General features: G+C 60.5%; 14 protein-coding genes and 1 pseudogene. 5 read left to right on the top strand and 10 right to left on the bottom strand.

Going from position 1 to position 14963, the window contains the following annotated elements:
- Positions 1–32 precede the first annotated feature (32 nt).
- The 3 genes from M1B34_RS14640 to pseH form a co-directional block, all read right to left on the bottom strand.
- A complete protein-coding gene (locus M1B34_RS14640; RefSeq protein WP_268265501.1) occupies positions 33–329 on the bottom strand; it encodes a hypothetical protein in 297 nt (98 codons plus the stop codon).
- Between the two features lie 13 nt (positions 330–342).
- Positions 343–594 carry a hypothetical protein gene (locus M1B34_RS14645; RefSeq protein WP_425273517.1) on the bottom strand — a complete coding sequence of 84 codons (252 nt, stop codon included), beginning with the start codon at positions 592–594 and terminating at the stop codon, positions 343–345.
- A 1142-nt stretch (positions 595–1736) separates the two neighbouring features.
- The gene (pseH, locus tag M1B34_RS14650; protein ID WP_268265502.1) at positions 1737–2297 is read right to left on the bottom strand and encodes a UDP-4-amino-4,6-dideoxy-N-acetyl-beta-L-altrosamine N-acetyltransferase; all 561 of its coding nucleotides are present in this window, start codon (positions 2295–2297) and stop codon (positions 1737–1739) included.
- 252 nt (positions 2298–2549) lie between these two features.
- Between pseH and M1B34_RS14655 the strand changes: the two genes are divergently transcribed.
- The 3 genes from M1B34_RS14655 to M1B34_RS14665 all read left to right on the top strand — a co-directional run bounded on the left by M1B34_RS14655 (position 2550) and on the right by M1B34_RS14665 (position 4792).
- The gene (locus M1B34_RS14655) at positions 2550–2744 is read left to right on the top strand and encodes a hypothetical protein (protein WP_123330470.1); all 195 of its coding nucleotides are present in this window, start codon (positions 2550–2552) and stop codon (positions 2742–2744) included.
- Between the two features lie 206 nt (positions 2745–2950).
- Positions 2951–3673, top strand: a complete 723-nt coding sequence (locus M1B34_RS14660) for a 1-acylglycerol-3-phosphate O-acyltransferase (protein ID WP_123330468.1) — start codon at positions 2951–2953, stop codon at positions 3671–3673.
- Between the two features lie 147 nt (positions 3674–3820).
- A complete protein-coding gene (locus M1B34_RS14665; RefSeq protein WP_123330466.1) occupies positions 3821–4792 on the top strand; it encodes a magnesium and cobalt transport protein CorA in 972 nt (323 codons plus the stop codon).
- Positions 4793–4832: 40 nt separating this feature from the next.
- On the opposite strand, the gene M1B34_RS14670 is transcribed toward M1B34_RS14665, so the two are convergent.
- The 3 genes and pseudogenes from M1B34_RS14670 to M1B34_RS14680 all read right to left on the bottom strand — a co-directional run bounded on the left by M1B34_RS14670 (position 4833) and on the right by M1B34_RS14680 (position 9039).
- Positions 4833–5561, bottom strand: coding sequence for an amidotransferase (locus M1B34_RS14670; RefSeq protein WP_268265503.1), 729 nt, complete (start codon positions 5559–5561; stop codon positions 4833–4835).
- Positions 5562–5665: 104 nt separating this feature from the next.
- A complete protein-coding gene (locus M1B34_RS14675; RefSeq protein ID WP_268265504.1) occupies positions 5666–7810 on the bottom strand; it encodes a 3-hydroxyacyl-CoA dehydrogenase NAD-binding domain-containing protein in 2145 nt (714 codons plus the stop codon).
- A gap of 24 nt (positions 7811–7834) precedes the next feature.
- Positions 7835–9039 (bottom strand): annotated as a pseudogene (locus M1B34_RS14680) (acetyl-CoA C-acetyltransferase).
- A 600-nt stretch (positions 9040–9639) separates the two neighbouring features.
- Here M1B34_RS14680 and M1B34_RS14685 point away from each other — a divergent pair.
- A complete protein-coding gene (locus M1B34_RS14685) occupies positions 9640–10089 on the top strand; it encodes a rhodanese-like domain-containing protein (RefSeq protein WP_123330458.1) in 450 nt (149 codons plus the stop codon).
- The gene (locus M1B34_RS14690) at positions 10086–10895 is read left to right on the top strand and encodes a c-type cytochrome (protein ID WP_268265505.1); all 810 of its coding nucleotides are present in this window, start codon (positions 10086–10088) and stop codon (positions 10893–10895) included. Before M1B34_RS14685 ends, M1B34_RS14690 begins: the two co-directional genes overlap by 4 nt.
- A 25-nt stretch (positions 10896–10920) precedes the next feature.
- Here the strand turns inward: M1B34_RS14690 and M1B34_RS14695 are convergent, their stop codons facing one another.
- The 4 genes from M1B34_RS14695 to M1B34_RS14710 form a co-directional block, all read right to left on the bottom strand.
- Positions 10921–11718, bottom strand: coding sequence for a transglutaminase family protein (locus M1B34_RS14695; protein WP_123330454.1), 798 nt, complete (start codon positions 11716–11718; stop codon positions 10921–10923).
- Complete coding sequence (locus M1B34_RS14700; RefSeq protein WP_268264000.1) at positions 11715–12665, bottom strand: alpha-E domain-containing protein; 951 nt, start codon at positions 12663–12665, stop codon at positions 11715–11717. The genes M1B34_RS14695 and M1B34_RS14700 overlap by 4 nt, the downstream gene beginning before the upstream one ends.
- A gap of 11 nt (positions 12666–12676) precedes the next feature.
- Positions 12677–14086 (bottom strand): circularly permuted type 2 ATP-grasp protein, encoded by a 1410-nt coding sequence (locus M1B34_RS14705; protein WP_268265506.1) that lies wholly within the window; start codon positions 14084–14086, stop codon positions 12677–12679.
- A gap of 463 nt (positions 14087–14549) precedes the next feature.
- Complete coding sequence (locus M1B34_RS14710) at positions 14550–14891, bottom strand: ribonuclease E inhibitor RraB (protein WP_123330448.1); 342 nt, start codon at positions 14889–14891, stop codon at positions 14550–14552.
- Between the last annotated feature and the right edge of the window lie 72 nt (positions 14892–14963).

The following is a 14963-nucleotide window of genomic DNA, read 5'->3' on the forward strand; positions in this document are numbered from 1 at the left end:
AATAGATTAGCGGCGCACTCTAGATTTTTTGGTTATGCCAAGCGACACCACCATGATTGCGCATAGGCACATCCGTCGATGATCTCGACGCCACTCAACACAAAACCTGTAGGCGCCATACCAGACAAGGTTGCATCCAGCAGCCGAGGTAAAGGTTCGGGATCGAGGGGCATGCTGCCCAGCACGTACGCAACATTTGAGCTGCGACCAAGCTGTTCTTCGACTCGTGCACGCACTCGAACATCTCCCCGTATTGCCGGGTAACGCCTTCTTTCGTTGGGATCCAAAGCCACGCCCTTGATGCGCATCGGGGTTACCAATACGAACATAGGATGTCCCTCCCTATTCGCCGCAGCGCGAATCAAGCAGTTCTTCCACCGCGAACGCAAGCGCGCCATCTGCTTGCTCGAGTAGATCGCTGAGTCCGTCACGGTCAATCACTTGGGCCCTATGCAGCTCATTGGCCGTTGTGAGCAGCGCTTTATGGTGAGCACCGGGATTTCTTAGCAGGGCCTCCTGGTCCTGCAGGAGAACGTACCAGGCGCCTGTAGAAGTCACGTTCAGAGCGCCACACTCGTTTTTCATTTCGGTCATAACCTAAGCCCTTGATGGGTCGGCAAAGCACTGTACGCACAACCAGTATACGTACTGCTCTGGATGCAGTGGCGGCGACCTGATGAAATGCTGTCCCGCCAGGTTATGAAAAATCGTTGGCGAATAAAAAATCATCTGAAAAAGCACTTATCCCCCTCCCGCCGACGGGCTTTGCGTCCCTTTTTTGTGCAAAGCCAGATGGTGGTGCAAATCATGCTCCCGCCCAAGCCCGCTGCGGGGTCTGTGAGCTTTATCCCCTTTGCACTGAGTGCAAGGTTTTGCAACGGAGTGCAGTGGCCTTACACAGCGGCACGGGGCGAAGGGGAAATGGTCAGATTGATGAGACGCCCGGTTTACATGGGGTACAGCTGCGAAAACTAGCGAAAGACGAGGTTTTCATTTTTGGAACGGCTCTCACCAGGTGCGATTCAGAGACAGCACAATCAGATAGAAAAAACCACTGTGAGGCGCGGCCCATAAGGCTCTCCGGTGTTTCTCGTCATTGCACCGCATCACCACAGATCTGCTGGCACTCAGTACCTATTTCGCCCCTGTGAAAAAGACGGAAAAGCGAATATCGCCTGGGCATTTTCCAAACGAGGGCTGGGAAAAAGGTAATTTTGGTAATCGATGGATGAAAACCGGCTGGAGCCCTTGTAAATCGTGGCTTCCAGGCATTACCTCAGAGGGTAATTTTAGGTAAGGCGAAAGGTAATATTTTGTTCAAGCCCTTATTTTACTGGGCCTGGCGGTGACTCGGTATTACTCATGCTAAAGGTAATTTTCTAACCATCTTATTACCTTATTATTACCTCTACAAAAACCTACCAACCACCTGATTTTATTGGGGTTTATCCCCTACTTTGAAAGCGCATTACCAAAATTACCTTTTTCCCAGGGCTCAACATAAAACGGGAAAAACCCCTGATACGACCACATTCTGCAACCTGGTGCATTTAAGCCATGGGACCGCCATGGGACAGATCCTATGCGAGCCGCTGGGCTACAGCCCTTGTAAACCGGGGGGCCTGGTTCCGAAAATCGCTCACGGGTAGTTTCGAATCCCTCCTTCACCGCCATATTCGATGTACAAAAAACCCCTGAAGGCGTCAAAGCCTCAGGGGTTTTTTGTTGCCTGTCGATCAGCCTCGACCGAGTCCGCCCAAGCGTGCAATCAGCGGTTCCAGGCTCGGGCGCTTGCTGGCCCATTCGTCCCGGGTGATGCCCAGCAGGGTGACGTCGATGCGCTGGCCGTCCTTGATGACATTGCGACGCCGCACGCCTTCTATCAGGAAGCCGAACTTCTGGTGCATCTTGATCACCGCCGGGTTGGTTTCCAGGACCTCGCAGTTGAGTTTTTCCAACTGCGCCGTATTGAAGGCATAGTCGAGCATCCAGAACTCCACCAGGCTGCCCAGGCCTTTGCCTTGTAACTGCGTGTCCAGGTAAAACGCCCAGTCGGCGGTTCTCTGCTGCGGGTTGATGGCGTTCAGCGAAACCACACCGGCGGCCTGCCCTTCCAGCATCACCACAAAAACCGCCTGGCGCGGATTGCCTGCCAGTGAGTTCAACCAATTGGCGTGCTCTTGTTCGCTGATTTCATGGGAGGTGTACATGTATTTGCGCACATCCGCCTGGTTGCGCAGCGCACGTACCTGGGCTTGTACCTCGGCACTGGCATCGATCAAGGGAACGCATTGCATGGGACTCATCCTTGTGGAGTGGGGCCGACCTGAAAGTGGCGATTATTTCAGAGTGGGCGCGTTGGCAGGTAACGATTAACGCCACTCGAGCCCCGTGCCGCTCCTGTTGAATTCGCCGCCATTCGTCGGCCTTTGCCCGAGCGGTCGGCAAGTCTGTAAATGACCGTCTAGTCTCAAAAGCTGTGACGGCCAGTATTACCCAGGCAATCAGGTGCTTGCCGGTACTGGTCGGTTGTTGGAGGGAACAGGGATATGAGTACTCCTTATATCGAGGACAACGGGGATGAGTTCCCAATCAACAACCTGGTGCGCTGCGGCCAAGCGGCTTTCGAAGACAATGTTGAAGAGCGGCCAAGCAGGTCTTCAGCAGGCAAGAGTCGTTCAGGGGCAATGCCCGTCGTCAGCGGTTCGTTGTTTTTCCCCAAAGCCCAGCCCAGGAGAAAGTAAGGGCGGCACCCACAGGCCCCGCCCCATGTGCGGGGCTTTTTTGTGCCCGGTACTCGCCACACATCTCCCGCCGCTCTAGATCAGGGCTGCGATTGCCCTCGGAAACATGCCCTTAAATATCGGCCATCTGCGCCCTACTCGCGGTAATTGCCGAAAATAGTGCACATCCGTACACTGCGCCACCTTTTGCCTCGGTGGGCCTGTAAATGCTGTATCTGTTTCGCATGTTGTTGATGGGCCTGCATTTTATCGCCGCCGGTGTGCTCGGCGTGCTGCTCGGGCTGTGCCGCCCCTTCAACCCTGACAACAGCCGCCTGTGCGCCCGCTTTTATGCGTTGCCGGCGATGTGCTTCCTCGGCCTGCGGGTCAAGGCCGAAGTCGGGCCCTTGATGGACAAGCCAAACGGCTGCGTGATCATCGCCAACCACCAGTCCAACTACGACCTGTTCGTGTTCGGCAACGTGGTGCCGCGGCGTACCGTGTGTATCGGCAAGAAGAGCCTGAAGTGGGTACCACTTTTTGGCCAGTTGTTCTGGCTGGCGGGCAACGTGCTGATTGACCGCGGCAATGCGCAAAAGGCGCGTCGCTCGATGCTGACCACCACCCACACGCTGCAGCACAAAGAGACGTCGATCTGGGTCTTCCCTGAAGGCACCCGCAACCTCGGCGAGGAGCTGTTGCCCCTCAAGAAGGGCGCGTTCCAAATGGCAATCGCCGCCGGTGTGCCGATCATTCCTGTGTGCGCCAGCACCTACATCAAGCACATGCGCCTGAACCGCTGGCGCGCTGGCAAGATTCTGATTCGCTCACTGCCCGCCATCCCTACCGCTGGGCTGAGCATGGACGACATGCCGCAGCTGATGGCCCAGTGCCGCGAGCAGATGCGCGACTGCATCGCCGCCATGGATCGGCAGTTGCAAGGCGCCTGATTCCACTGTTCGTCGATCAAACCCGCCGCTGGCGGGTTTTTTATTGCCCCGAACTCTTGCACGCGCACTGACTCTGATCAGGCATTGCAGGCTAAGCTGCTCAAGGCCTGTCACCCTCATATTGATAAGAAGAAGCGAATCGGAACCATGGGTAGAGTTGTTGCTGCTGCCGTTTATAGCGCGGGCAAGAAAGTTACGGATATCACCCTGGATGAAGGCGCGGCCTGGGCGGCCAAGCCCGGGCACTTTGTGTGGATCGGCCTTGAAGAGCCCAATGCCCACGAGTTGGCCAATCTGCAACGCCAGTTCAACCTGCACGAACTGGCCATCGAGGATGCCCTGGAAAAACACAGCCGGCCGAAGCTGGAAACCTTCGGCGACGCGCTGTTTATCGTCACCTACTCGCCCGTGCGCGAAGGCGGCAAGCTGGAGTTCATCGAAACCCATATCTTTGCTGGCAACGGCTACATCATCACGGCCCGCAACGGTCACTCCAAATCCTACGGCTATGTGCGCCAACGCTGTGAAGCGCGACCGCTGCTGCTGGAGCATGGGGAAGATTTTGTGCTCTACGCGCTGCTGGATTTCGTCACCGAGAACTACCAGCCGGTCAGCGAAGCCATTCACGCCGAGATCGACGAACTGGAGCGCAACGTGCTGTGCAACTCACTCAACGAACGGGATGTCCAGCACCTTCACGGCCTGCGCCGCGATGTGTTGCGCCTGCGTCGCCATGTGGCGCCGATGGTAGAAATCAGCGAAGAGCTGCAGAAGCTCAGCTTCCCGTTTATCGACAAAAACATGCGCCCGTATTTCCGCGATGTGCAGATCCACGTGACCCGGCAGATGGAGGACCTTTCTACCCTGCGCGACATCGCCAGCCAGACCATCGAGATCGGCGTGCTGCTGGAAGCCTCGCGACAAAGTGTGGTGCAACGCAAATTCGCCGCCTGGGCGGCGATCCTCGCGTTCCCCACCGCAGTGGCGGGGATCTATGGGATGAACTTCCAGAACATGCCGGAGCTGAGCTGGCACTACGGCTACTTCGGCGTGCTGGGGTTCATCGGTGTAGGCTGCATCGGCTTGTGGGCCAGCTTCAAGCGTTCCGGCTGGCTGTAGGGTTCAAACGCCCGCCCCGGCCAAGGGAGCGGGCGCAAGGTCAGGCCGACTTGGCTTCGGGCTTGTGGGCCACGAACCGCATCATCCACTCCGCCACCGTGGTGCCGTGGTGGTCATGCTCAAGGCTGGCCATGCCCTTCTGGTAAATCTGCTCCCCCAGGTGCTGCTGGCGGATATCCAGCAACGCCCGGGAGTAGTCGTGAATGAATTCCGGGTGGCCCTGGAAGCACAGCACCTGGTCGTTGATGTGGTAGGCGGCAAACGGGCAGAAGTCGCTGGAGGCAATCACCGTGGCGTTTTCCGGCAACGCCGTCACCTGGTCCTGGTGGCTGATCAACAGCGTCAATTCTTCCACCACCGGGTTCATCCACGGCGCCTTGGCGGCCAGTTGATAGTTGTGGGTACCCACACCCCAGCCTTGGGTCGCGCGCTCGCTTTTGCCACCCAGCAACAGCGCCAGCAGTTGGTGACCGAAGCAGATGCCCAGCAGCTTGTCGCCACGCTCGTAGCGCGCCAGCAGATAGGTCTTGAGGGTCTGAATCCACGGATCGCTGCCAAAGGAGTCGGCCTTGCTGCCCGTCACCAGGTAAGCGTCGAAGCTCAACTCATCGCTCGGGTAGTCGCCTTGCATCACGTTGAAGATGCTGAACTCGGCGGCGATCGGTTGCCGCGAGAACAGGCGCTGGAACATCTGCCCGTAACCCTGATATTGATCGACCAGCTCGGGGCGCAGAATGTCGGTTTCCAGGATGCAGATGCGTAGCGACATAAAAAATACCTGACACGATGAAGGGAAAAATGAACGCCCAGAGCCTGCCTTGAAACGCCACGTCAAGGCAAGCCCCGCACTGCATCACTCTGTGCCCTTCGAGGTCAGAACAACAGGCCCTGGCTGGCCTTTTCCAGCAACAGCGCCGGTGGGGCAAAACGCTGGCCATATTGCTCGGCCAAATACTGCGCGCGCGCGATGAAGTCCTTGAGCCCGTACTGATTGATGAACTGCAAGGCGCCCCCGGTCCAGGCGGCAAAGCCGATGCCGAGGATCGAACCGATATTGGCGTCGGCCGTCGACTGCAACACCCCCTCCTCCAGGCAGCGCACGGTTTCAATGGCCTGCACGAACAGCAGCCGGTCCCGTACATCTTGGGGCGGGATCTGCGCATCGGCCTGGTAAAAGCGCGTGCGCAAGGTTGGCCACAGGTGTTTCTGGCCTGGCGCCGGGTAATCGTAGAAGCCAGCGCCCGCGGCTTTACCGGGCCGCTGGTACTCATGGACCAGCGCATCGATCACCGCAAAGGCCGGGTGACGGGTGGCCTCCTTGCCTTCGGCATGCAGGTCCTTGGTCGTCTGCTCGCGGATATGGCTCATCAGGCTCAGCGACACCTCATCGGAAATCGCCAAGGGGCCGACGGGCATGCCAGCCTTGCGCGCCTCGGTCTCGATCATCGGCGCTGCAATTCCCTCGCCCAGCATGGCGATGCCTTCATTGGTAAAGGTGCCGAACACCCGTGAGGTGAAGAAACCACGGCGGTCGTTGACCACGATCGGCGTCTTGTTGATCTGCCGGACAAAGTCGAAGCCCCGGGCCAGGGTCGCGTCGCTGGTCTGGGCGCCCTTGATGATTTCCACCAGGGGCATTTTTTCCACAGGGCTGAAGAAGTGCAGGCCGATGAACTTGTCGGGGTTGGGCACCGCCGTCGCCAGGCCGGTAATGGGCAGGGTCGACGTATTGGAGGCCATGACCGCCTCCGCGCCTACCACCTCCCGTGCGGCCGCCGAAACCTTGGCCTTGAGCGCCCGGTCCTCGAACACCGCTTCGATGATCAGGTCGCAACCCGCCAGGTCCGCATCGTCCTCGCTGCAGTGAATGCGAGCCAGGGTCGTTTCGCGCTGCGCTTGGTTCAACTGGCCACGGGCGACTTGCTTGTCCAGCAGGGCCGCCGAATGCGCCTTGCCCTTCTCGGCCGCCGCCAGGCTGATGTCTTTGAGCACCACCTCAACACCGGCCACGGCGCTGACATGGGCGATCCCCGCGCCCATCATGCCGGCACCCAGCACCCCGACCTTTTTCGTCACATAAGGCGCCACGCCCTGGGGACGAGAACTGCCGGCATTGACCTGATTGAGCTGGAACCAGAAGGCACCGATCATGTTCTTCGCCACCTGGCCCGTGACCAGTTCGGTGAAGTAGCGGGCCTCAATCAACTGCGCGGTGTCGAAGTCCACCTGAGCCCCCTCCACCGCCGCGCAGAGGATCTTCTCCGGTGCCGGAAAGCAGCCCTGGGTTTTGGCCCGCAGGATCGACGGCGCAATGGCCAGCATCTGGGCAACTTTCGGCTGGGCAGGCGTACCGCCGGGGATCTGATAACCCTTGATGTCCCAAGGCTGTCTGGCCTGGGGATTGGCCAGGATCCAGGCCCGCGCCTGATCCAGCAACGCTGGGCGATCCGCCGCCAACTCATCGATCAAGCCGGCCTGCAGCGCCTGCTGCGCCCGTACCTTCCGGCCCTCCAGCAGATAAGGCAGGGCCTTTTCCAGCCCCAGCAAACGCACCATGCGCACCACACCGCCGCCGCCCGGCAACAACCCCAGGGTGACTTCCGGCAGCCCGATTCGCAGCCCGCTGTCGTCCAGGGCGATTCGGTGATGACAGGCCAGACAGATTTCCCAACCACCACCCAGGGCCGTGCCATTGATCGCCGCCACCACCGGCTTGCCGAAGGTTTCTAGGGTGCGCAACTGGCCCTTGAGGTCCAGCACATGGTCGTAGAACGCACGGGCCTCGGGCTTGCCCACCTTGATCAATTCATTGAGGTCGCCGCCGGCAAAGAAAGTCTTTTTCGCCGAGGTAATGATCACCCCGGCAATCGACGCCTGTTCGGCCTGTAGCCGCGCCAGCGTGGCGGCCATGGCGTCGCGGTACACGGCATTCATGGTGTTGGCGCTCTGGCCCGGCATATCGAGGGTCAGCACCACGATCTGGTCCTGGCCTTTTTCGTAACGGATGGCTGCGGTCATGACAAAGGTCCTTGAAGTCGGGGCTCAGAGGCGTTCGAGAATGGTGGCGATGCCCATGCCGCCGCCGACACAGAGGGTCGCCAGGCCATAGCGCTGCTGGCGGACTTCCAGTTCGTCGAGCAGGGTGCCGAGGATCGCGCAACCGGTGGCGCCCAAGGGGTGGCCCATGGCGATGGAACCGCCATTGACGTTGACCCGGGCCGGTCGATGGCCATGTCCTTGATGAACTTGAGCACCACCGAGGCAAAGGCTTCGTTGACCTCGAACAAGTCGATGTCCTCGACCCTCAATCCAGCCTTGGCCAAGGCCTTGCGCGTGGCGGGCGCAGGGCCGGTGAGCATGATGGTCGGGTCGGTGCTGGTCACCGCCGTGGCTACGATCCGTGCCCGCGGCTTGAGCCCCAGTTCGCGGCCCTTGGCTTCGGAACCGATCAGCATCAGGGCCGCACCATCGACGATCCCAGAACTGTTGCCCGGGGTGTGCACATGGTCGATGCGCTCGACATGGCTGTAGACCCGCAACGCGGTGGCGTCGAAACCCATGTGCCCGATCATCTCGAAACTCGGCTTGAGCTTGCCCAGGCCTTCAAGGGAGCTGTCAGCGCGAATGAACTCATCATGGTCCAGCAACACCAAGCCATTCTGGTCCCGCACCGCCACCAGGGACTTACTGAACGCGCCTGCGGCCCGCGCACGGGCGGCTTTGTGCTGGGAATGCAGGGCAAAGCTATCGACGTCTTCGCGGCTGAAGCCTTCCAGGGTGGCAATCAGGTCGGCGCCGATGCCCTGGGGCGTGAAGTGGCTGTGCAGATTGGTCTGCGGGTCCAGCACCCAGGCACCGCCGTCGCTGCCCATGGGCACCCGTGACATCGACTCGACGCCCCCGACCACCACCAGTTCCTCGAACCCGGAGCGCACCTTCATTGCTCCGAGGTTGACCGCCTCCAGCCCCGACGCGCAGAAACGGTTGATCTGCACCCCAGCCACGCTGACATCCCAATCAGCCACCAGCGCTGCGGTCTTGGCGATGTCCGCCCCTTGGTCGCCCACCGGGGTCACGCAGCCCAGGACGATGTCGTCCACCTGGCTGGTATCGAGGTCGGTGCGCTGCTGCAACGCGCCGAGCAGGCCGGCCACCAGGTTCACCGGTTTGACGCCGTGCAAGGCGCCATCGGCCTTGCCTTTGCCACGGGGGGTGCGTAACGCATCGAATATCAACGCTTGGGTCATGACGTCCTCGAACCGCTGTGCAGGGGGGGAAAGGCGAGTCGTCACTTTTGAGCGCGAGCGCCGTGGATTCAATGACCGATACGCTCAGTGGCCTTGACGGTCACGCTCAGACGAACGGTAGCCGGCTAACAGATCCCTGCGCGGCACTCGGCAAAGTGTCTAGCCAAAGGCTGGCCAAGAAGGTGGCAATAGGCCTCATGCCTTTTTAAGCAGTTAGATTTATAAATTCATATGAAATGGATCTAAGCCAGAGGATACAAGGCCCCTAAGGTAGAAAGGCGGCATGTTGGAAAGAGTTTTTATGGGGAACGCGTAAGAAAAAGGACACATGGGCGGCTCATAGTGAAGTAGAGCGACATGAATCAGATGCTCAGGAATAACAACAAAAGGCACTCAGCCATGTTTAAACATTCGAAAGTACGTCAGGCGGGGCTCATTCTTTTTGCAACCACACTGCTGCTGATCTTGCCCAATCTCACCAAGGTGATTGGCTAGGGCCTGGCAGGTCTTGCATCCACTTCGGCAACTTTTTACCCCGGCCAACTACCGGGGTACGGACTTGTGTGCCAGTCTTCCTGCACCATCGAACGGGGAAGATTCATGCGCCATTGGCTTGCACTCGCAGCACTCTGCAGCTGCCTCACCGCCCAGGCGGGCATCGTTGACGTCAACCGTGCAGTGGACGAGATCAATGATGGCGCGCTGATCCTGGACTTGCGCAACAACAGCGACTTTGCCGCCGGCAACGTGCACAACTCACTGCAGGTCGACCTTGAACTGGAGGACGGCACCGGCATCAGCGCCGAGGGCCTGGCCTACCAGTTGCGCAAGATGGTGCTGGACCCCAACGCCACGGTGGTCATCTACAGCGACACCAACCAGCACGCCCTCGAGGCCGAAGACACCCTGATCAAACATGGCTACTTCGGTATCGTCAACGGCGGCAACTACGAAGAGTTGCGAGACGCCCTGTTCGATCACGTCTCCCAACCCATTGATGTGCTGCCAGGCGACGAACCCACCGACGACGATGTGACGGCGATCAATTGAAACCTCTACTTTTCTGCACAGCCCTGCTCCTCAGCCCTTCCCTGTCAGCCGCGCAACTGGTCATCGACCTAGGGGCCGGCAGCCGTACCTGGCAGACCGAAGAACTGCTCAAGCACCCCGAAGCCCGGACCATCAGCATCAAGGATGACGTCTCCTACAAACGCGACATGCAATATCGCGCGGTGCCGATCGCCGTCTTGCTCAATGGGATCAAGGCAGAAGACCATCTGCAGGCGGTTGCCCTGGACGGCTTTGCCGCCGAACTCAGCGCCGGGCCACTGCTCAATCGCCAAGGCGCACAAGCCTGGCTGGCGATTGAAGACCCGGCCCAGCCCTGGCCGGCACTCGGTGAAGGCAAACACAGCGCAGGGCCGTTCTACCTGGTCTGGAGCAACCCCCAGGCCGGGCACATCAGCCCCGAACAATGGCCCTTCGAGGTCGCCAGCATCAAGCGCCTGGCGCCGGTGGCCGAACGCTTCCCGGCACTGCGCCCGGCCCCGCAACTGGCGGCCGACGATCCGGTGAACCTGGGCTTTGCACTGTTTCAGAAAAACTGCCTGGCCTGCCATCGCCTCAATGGCGCAGGCGACTCGCAATTCGGCCCGGACCTGAACATCCCCTACAGCCCCACCGAGTACTTCGGCGGCGACTTCCTCAAGCGCTACATCCGCGACCCACAGAGCCTGCGCCGCTGGCCCCAGGCGAAGATGCCAGGGTTCTCCAGCAGCGTGCTGACCGACCCTGAACTGGACCGGCTGGTGGCGTACCTGAAGCACATGGCAGGGCGCAAACAAAGCGCCCCGTAGCTCGGCCGTTCGTTACGCAAGCAGCTTACTGGCGCTGCACCGCAATGGCTGGCGCCACCCGCACCTTGGCGTGCATCTGCTCGCCCCCGCCGCCGCGCCGCATGCCCCGCACCGGGCAGGCATCCAGGTAATCCAGGCCCACCGCCAGCTTCAAGTGGCGCTCAGGCCGGGCCAGTTCGTTGGTCACGTCAAAGCTGTACCAAGCGTCGTCCAGCCAGGCTTCCGCCCAGGCGTGGCTGGCCAGGTGTTCACTGTTTTCGCTGTACAGGTAACCCGAGACGAACCGGGCGGGAATGCCCAGGCTGCGGGCGCAGGCGAGAAAGGCATGGGTATGGTCCTGGCACACCCCGGCACCGCCGGCAAAGGCTTCGGCGGCGCTGGTTTCAATCTCGGTGGAGCCCGGCTGGTAAACCATGTGCTGGTTCAACCCATGCATCAAGTCGATCAACCCGGTGCGGTCCCGACGCTGGCGGCACTGCTGCTCGGCAAAGGCGCGCAACGCTGGGTCAGCCTCGGTCAGGCGAGTGAAGCGCAGGAAAGGCAACGCCGATCGATCTTCGTGTTCAGCCTCGCGCAACTCGTCGATGTCCACTTGGCCGCGGGCACCGATGATGATCGCTTCATGGGGTTCGTCCACCGTCAGCACATGGAAGATATTGCCGAAGGGATCGATCTGCGCACGCACCGGGCGCGGCAAGTCCAGTTGCCAACTGAGCACGTGCTGACGCTCGCTGTCATGGGGCGTCAAGCGCAGGTACTGGATGCTGGCGCGCACCTGGTCTTCATAGTGATAGGCGGTTTCATGGCTGATGGAGAGTCTCATACTGCCTCCAGGTACGACGTGTAGATGGCGTTGCCCAACTGGCGCACCAGTGGGATGAATTCGGTGAGCCAGGCGTGCAAGCCTTCGTCGAGAATCTCGTGGATGCCGGTGTAACGCAGGCGTGCGTCCAGTTCCGCTGCCAGGCGCTGGGCCGGGCGACCGTTGGCTCCGGGCAGGCTGCCAAGGATCTGGTCGATTTCCTCGGTGCAGGCGCGCAGGGAGCGCGGCACATCGGCGCGCAACAGCAGCAGCTCGGCGACCTGCCGTGAGCCCGGGGCATCGCGGTAGATCTCGGTGTAGGCCTCGAAGGACGACAGGGCTCGCAGCAAGGCGCTCCACTGGTAATAGGCATGGGCGGTGCCATCGCTGACCACGTCGGCCTGGTCGCCGGCCATTTCATAACGGGCATCGAGCAGACGCAGGGTGTTGTCGGCGCGCTCGATAAAGGTCCCCAGGCGAATGAAGCGAAAGGCGTCGTTGCGCATGATGGTGCCGTAGGTGGCCCCGCGAAACAGGTGGGAGCGCTCCTTGATCCACTCGCAGAAACGGCTCATGCCATAGCGGCTCAGGCCCTGCTCGGCGATGCCGCGAATCTCCAGCCAGGTGGCGTTGATGTTTTCCCACATGTCGGCGGTGATTCGCCCGCGCACCGCATGGGCACTGGCGCGGGCCGAGCCCAGGCAGCTGTAGATGCTGGCCGGGTTGGCGGCATCCAGGGCAAAAAAGTGCAACAGGCGCTCGGCGTGCAGCTCGCCGTGGCGTTCCAGGTAATCATCCAGGGTGCCGGTAATCAGCAGCGGCATGGCCAGTTCGTGCAGGCCGTCACCGCGCCCATCCTGGGGCATCAGCGACAGCGAATAACTGACGTCGAGCATCCGCGCGAGGTTTTCCGCCCGCTCCAGATACCGCGACATCCAATACAAATCCGAGGCAGTTCTACTCAACATGACAGGCTTCCTTAATCCTCGACCACCCAGGTGTCCTTGGTTCCGCCGCCCTGGGAGGAATTCACCACCAGGGAGCCTTCACGCAGGGCCACACGGGTGAGACCACCCGGCACCACACGGGTTTCCCGGCCAGACAAGACAAAGGGCCGCAAATCGATATGGCGCGGGGCAATACCGTTCTCGACAAAGGTCGGGCAGGTGGACAGGGACAGGGTCGGCTGAGCGATATAGGCATGGGGCTTGGCCTTGATCCGCTCGCGGAAGGCTTCGATCTCCGCGGTGGTGGCCGCTGGGCCCACGAGCATGCCGTAGCCGCCCGAGCCTTGGGTTTCCTTGACCACCAGCTCCGGCAGGTGGGCCAGCACATGGGACAGCTCGGAGGGGTTGCGGCATTGCCAGGTGGGCACGTTTTTCAGGATCGGCTCTTCATCCAGGTAGAAACGGATCATCTCGGTGACAAAGGGGTACACCGACTTGTCATCGGCGACCCCGGTGCCAATGGCGTTGGCCAGCACCACATTGCCCGAGCGGTAGGCCGACAACAGCCCGGGCACGCCCAGCATCGATTGTGGGTTGAAGGCCAGGGGATCTAGGAAGGCATCGTCGAGGCGGCGGTAGATCACATCCACCGCCTTGGGCCCGTCGGTGGTGCGCATGAACACCCGCTCATCCCGCACAAACAGGTCGGCGCCCTCCACCAGCTCGACGCCCATTTCACGGGCCAGGAACGCATGTTCGAAGAACGCGCTGTTGAAACGCCCGGGGGTCAGCACCACCACGCTGGGGTTATCCAGGGGGCTGGAGCTTTTCAGGGTGTCGAGCAACAGGTTGGGGTAATGGTCGATTGGTGCGATGCGCTGGGCGGCGAACAGCTCGGGGAACAGACGCATCATCATCTTGCGGTCTTCGAGCATGTAGCTCACGCCGCTGGGGGTGCGCAGGTTGTCTTCGAGCACGTAATAGGTGCCGTCGCCATCGCGTACCAGGTCAACGCCCGAAATATGCGAGTAGATGTCGCGGTGCAGGTTCAGGCCCTGCATCGCCAGCTGGTACTGCTCGTTGGCCAGCACCTGCTCGGCGGGGATGATCCCGGCTTTGATAATGCGTTGCTGGTGGTAGAGGTCGGCGAGAAACATGTTCAGCGCCTTGACCCGCTGGATGCAGCCACGCTCGACAATCCGCCACTCGCTGGCGGGGATGCTGCGAGGGATGGTGTCGAACGGGATCAGCCGCTCGGTGCCCTGCTCATCGCCATAGAGCGTGAAGGTGATGCCTGCACGATGAAAGAGCAGGTCGGCCTCACGCCGGCGCTGCGCCAGGAGCTCGTCGGGCGTGCTTGCCAGCCAACGGGCGAACTCCCGGTAATGCGGGCGAACCACGCCGCCGGAATCGTACATCTCGTCATAAAAGGTGCGGATCATGCCGTACTCCTTGTCACCCGGACATCTAGGCTTCGCAAGGCCCGTGCCATCGGCATAAACGCTTTGATATCAGACAGTTGGATAACGTCCCCAAAGGCCACGCACCGGAGCTGTGCAGCAAACTCCCCACGGTGTTCACCCATGCTTCATTGCGAAGCAAAGGCCATGGCTATCACCAGCATAGTCAGAGTTGATTTCACTGCCCGGGCAAAGCTGTCGATAATCCGCCCCATCGCGCAGAAACTTCGTAACCCGAAATAACCGGGCTCGTGCCGCACCTCGAACAGCCAGCCCCCCATGGCTGGCACTGACTTCCCAGGTTGCCCGTTACCCGCCGCGCCACCGATTTCAACGCTCTTCCCTTTCGGCCACCCTAAGCAGGTGGCCTTTTTTTACCCCGCAGAAACGAAATTGGCCGACCCGAAGGTCAGCCAATCATCAACAGCACTACCGATCCAAAGGCTTACATGGGCCGCCCTCGAACCTCCTGTTTCACGCCCCAACCTTCGATAATTCCACCCAAGGGTTCGACCACTGCCTCAAAGTCCTGTTCAAAATCCCCGATGCCGCCGTAGGTGGCGTACATCACCTTGCTCAGTTCCAAGTACCAGGCGCCGTCATCACGGGCACTGACCTGGGCATTCAAGGATTCACCGCGAAATTGTCCTGCCGCCCTGCGCGCCCGCTCCTCATCCGGGAAAATGGCGTAGAACTCGATGGGATGGAATCGTGAAAAGTCGAAGCCGCCTTCTTTCATGCGGCGCAGCACGTTGCTGCTGATGTCTTCTTGATGGGCTGTGCTCATGAAACGTCCTCCTAAAACCGATGGATAGACTTTCCGTACTCCCTTGCCTGCAACCGAACGGTGCAGGCAATA

It is taken from the genome of Pseudomonas morbosilactucae (assembly GCF_023241715.1).
GTDB classification, from domain to species: Bacteria; Pseudomonadota; Gammaproteobacteria; order Pseudomonadales; family Pseudomonadaceae; genus Aquipseudomonas; species Aquipseudomonas morbosilactucae.

Bases quoted from the DNA above. Each gene is read 5' to 3' on its own strand.
- M1B34_RS14645 (WP_425273517.1), bottom strand. From the start codon at position 594: ATGACCGAAATGAAAAACGAGTGTGGCGCTCTGAACGTGACTTCTACA.
- M1B34_RS14705 (WP_268265506.1), bottom strand. From the start codon at position 14,086: ATGATCCGCACCTTTTATGACGAGATGTACGATTCCGGCGGCGTGGTT.
- M1B34_RS14665 (WP_123330466.1), top strand. From the start codon at position 3,821: ATGGGTAGAGTTGTTGCTGCTGCCGTTTATAGCGCGGGCAAGAAAGTT.
- pseH (WP_268265502.1), bottom strand. From the start codon at position 2,297: ATGCAATGCGTTCCCTTGATCGATGCCAGTGCCGAGGTACAAGCCCAG.
- M1B34_RS14685 (WP_123330458.1), top strand. From the start codon at position 9,640: ATGCGCCATTGGCTTGCACTCGCAGCACTCTGCAGCTGCCTCACCGCC.
- M1B34_RS14700 (WP_268264000.1), bottom strand. From the start codon at position 12,665: ATGTTGAGTAGAACTGCCTCGGATTTGTATTGGATGTCGCGGTATCTG.
- M1B34_RS14660 (WP_123330468.1), top strand. From the start codon at position 2,951: ATGCTGTATCTGTTTCGCATGTTGTTGATGGGCCTGCATTTTATCGCC.
- M1B34_RS14675 (WP_268265504.1), bottom strand. From the start codon at position 7,810: ATGACCGCAGCCATCCGTTACGAAAAAGGCCAGGACCAGATCGTGGTG.
- M1B34_RS14655 (WP_123330470.1), top strand. From the start codon at position 2,550: ATGAGTACTCCTTATATCGAGGACAACGGGGATGAGTTCCCAATCAAC.
- M1B34_RS14640 (WP_268265501.1), bottom strand. From the start codon at position 329: ATGTTCGTATTGGTAACCCCGATGCGCATCAAGGGCGTGGCTTTGGAT.
- M1B34_RS14710 (WP_123330448.1), bottom strand. From the start codon at position 14,891: ATGAGCACAGCCCATCAAGAAGACATCAGCAGCAACGTGCTGCGCCGC.
- M1B34_RS14670 (WP_268265503.1), bottom strand. From the start codon at position 5,561: ATGTCGCTACGCATCTGCATCCTGGAAACCGACATTCTGCGCCCCGAG.
- M1B34_RS14695 (WP_123330454.1), bottom strand. From the start codon at position 11,718: ATGAGACTCTCCATCAGCCATGAAACCGCCTATCACTATGAAGACCAG.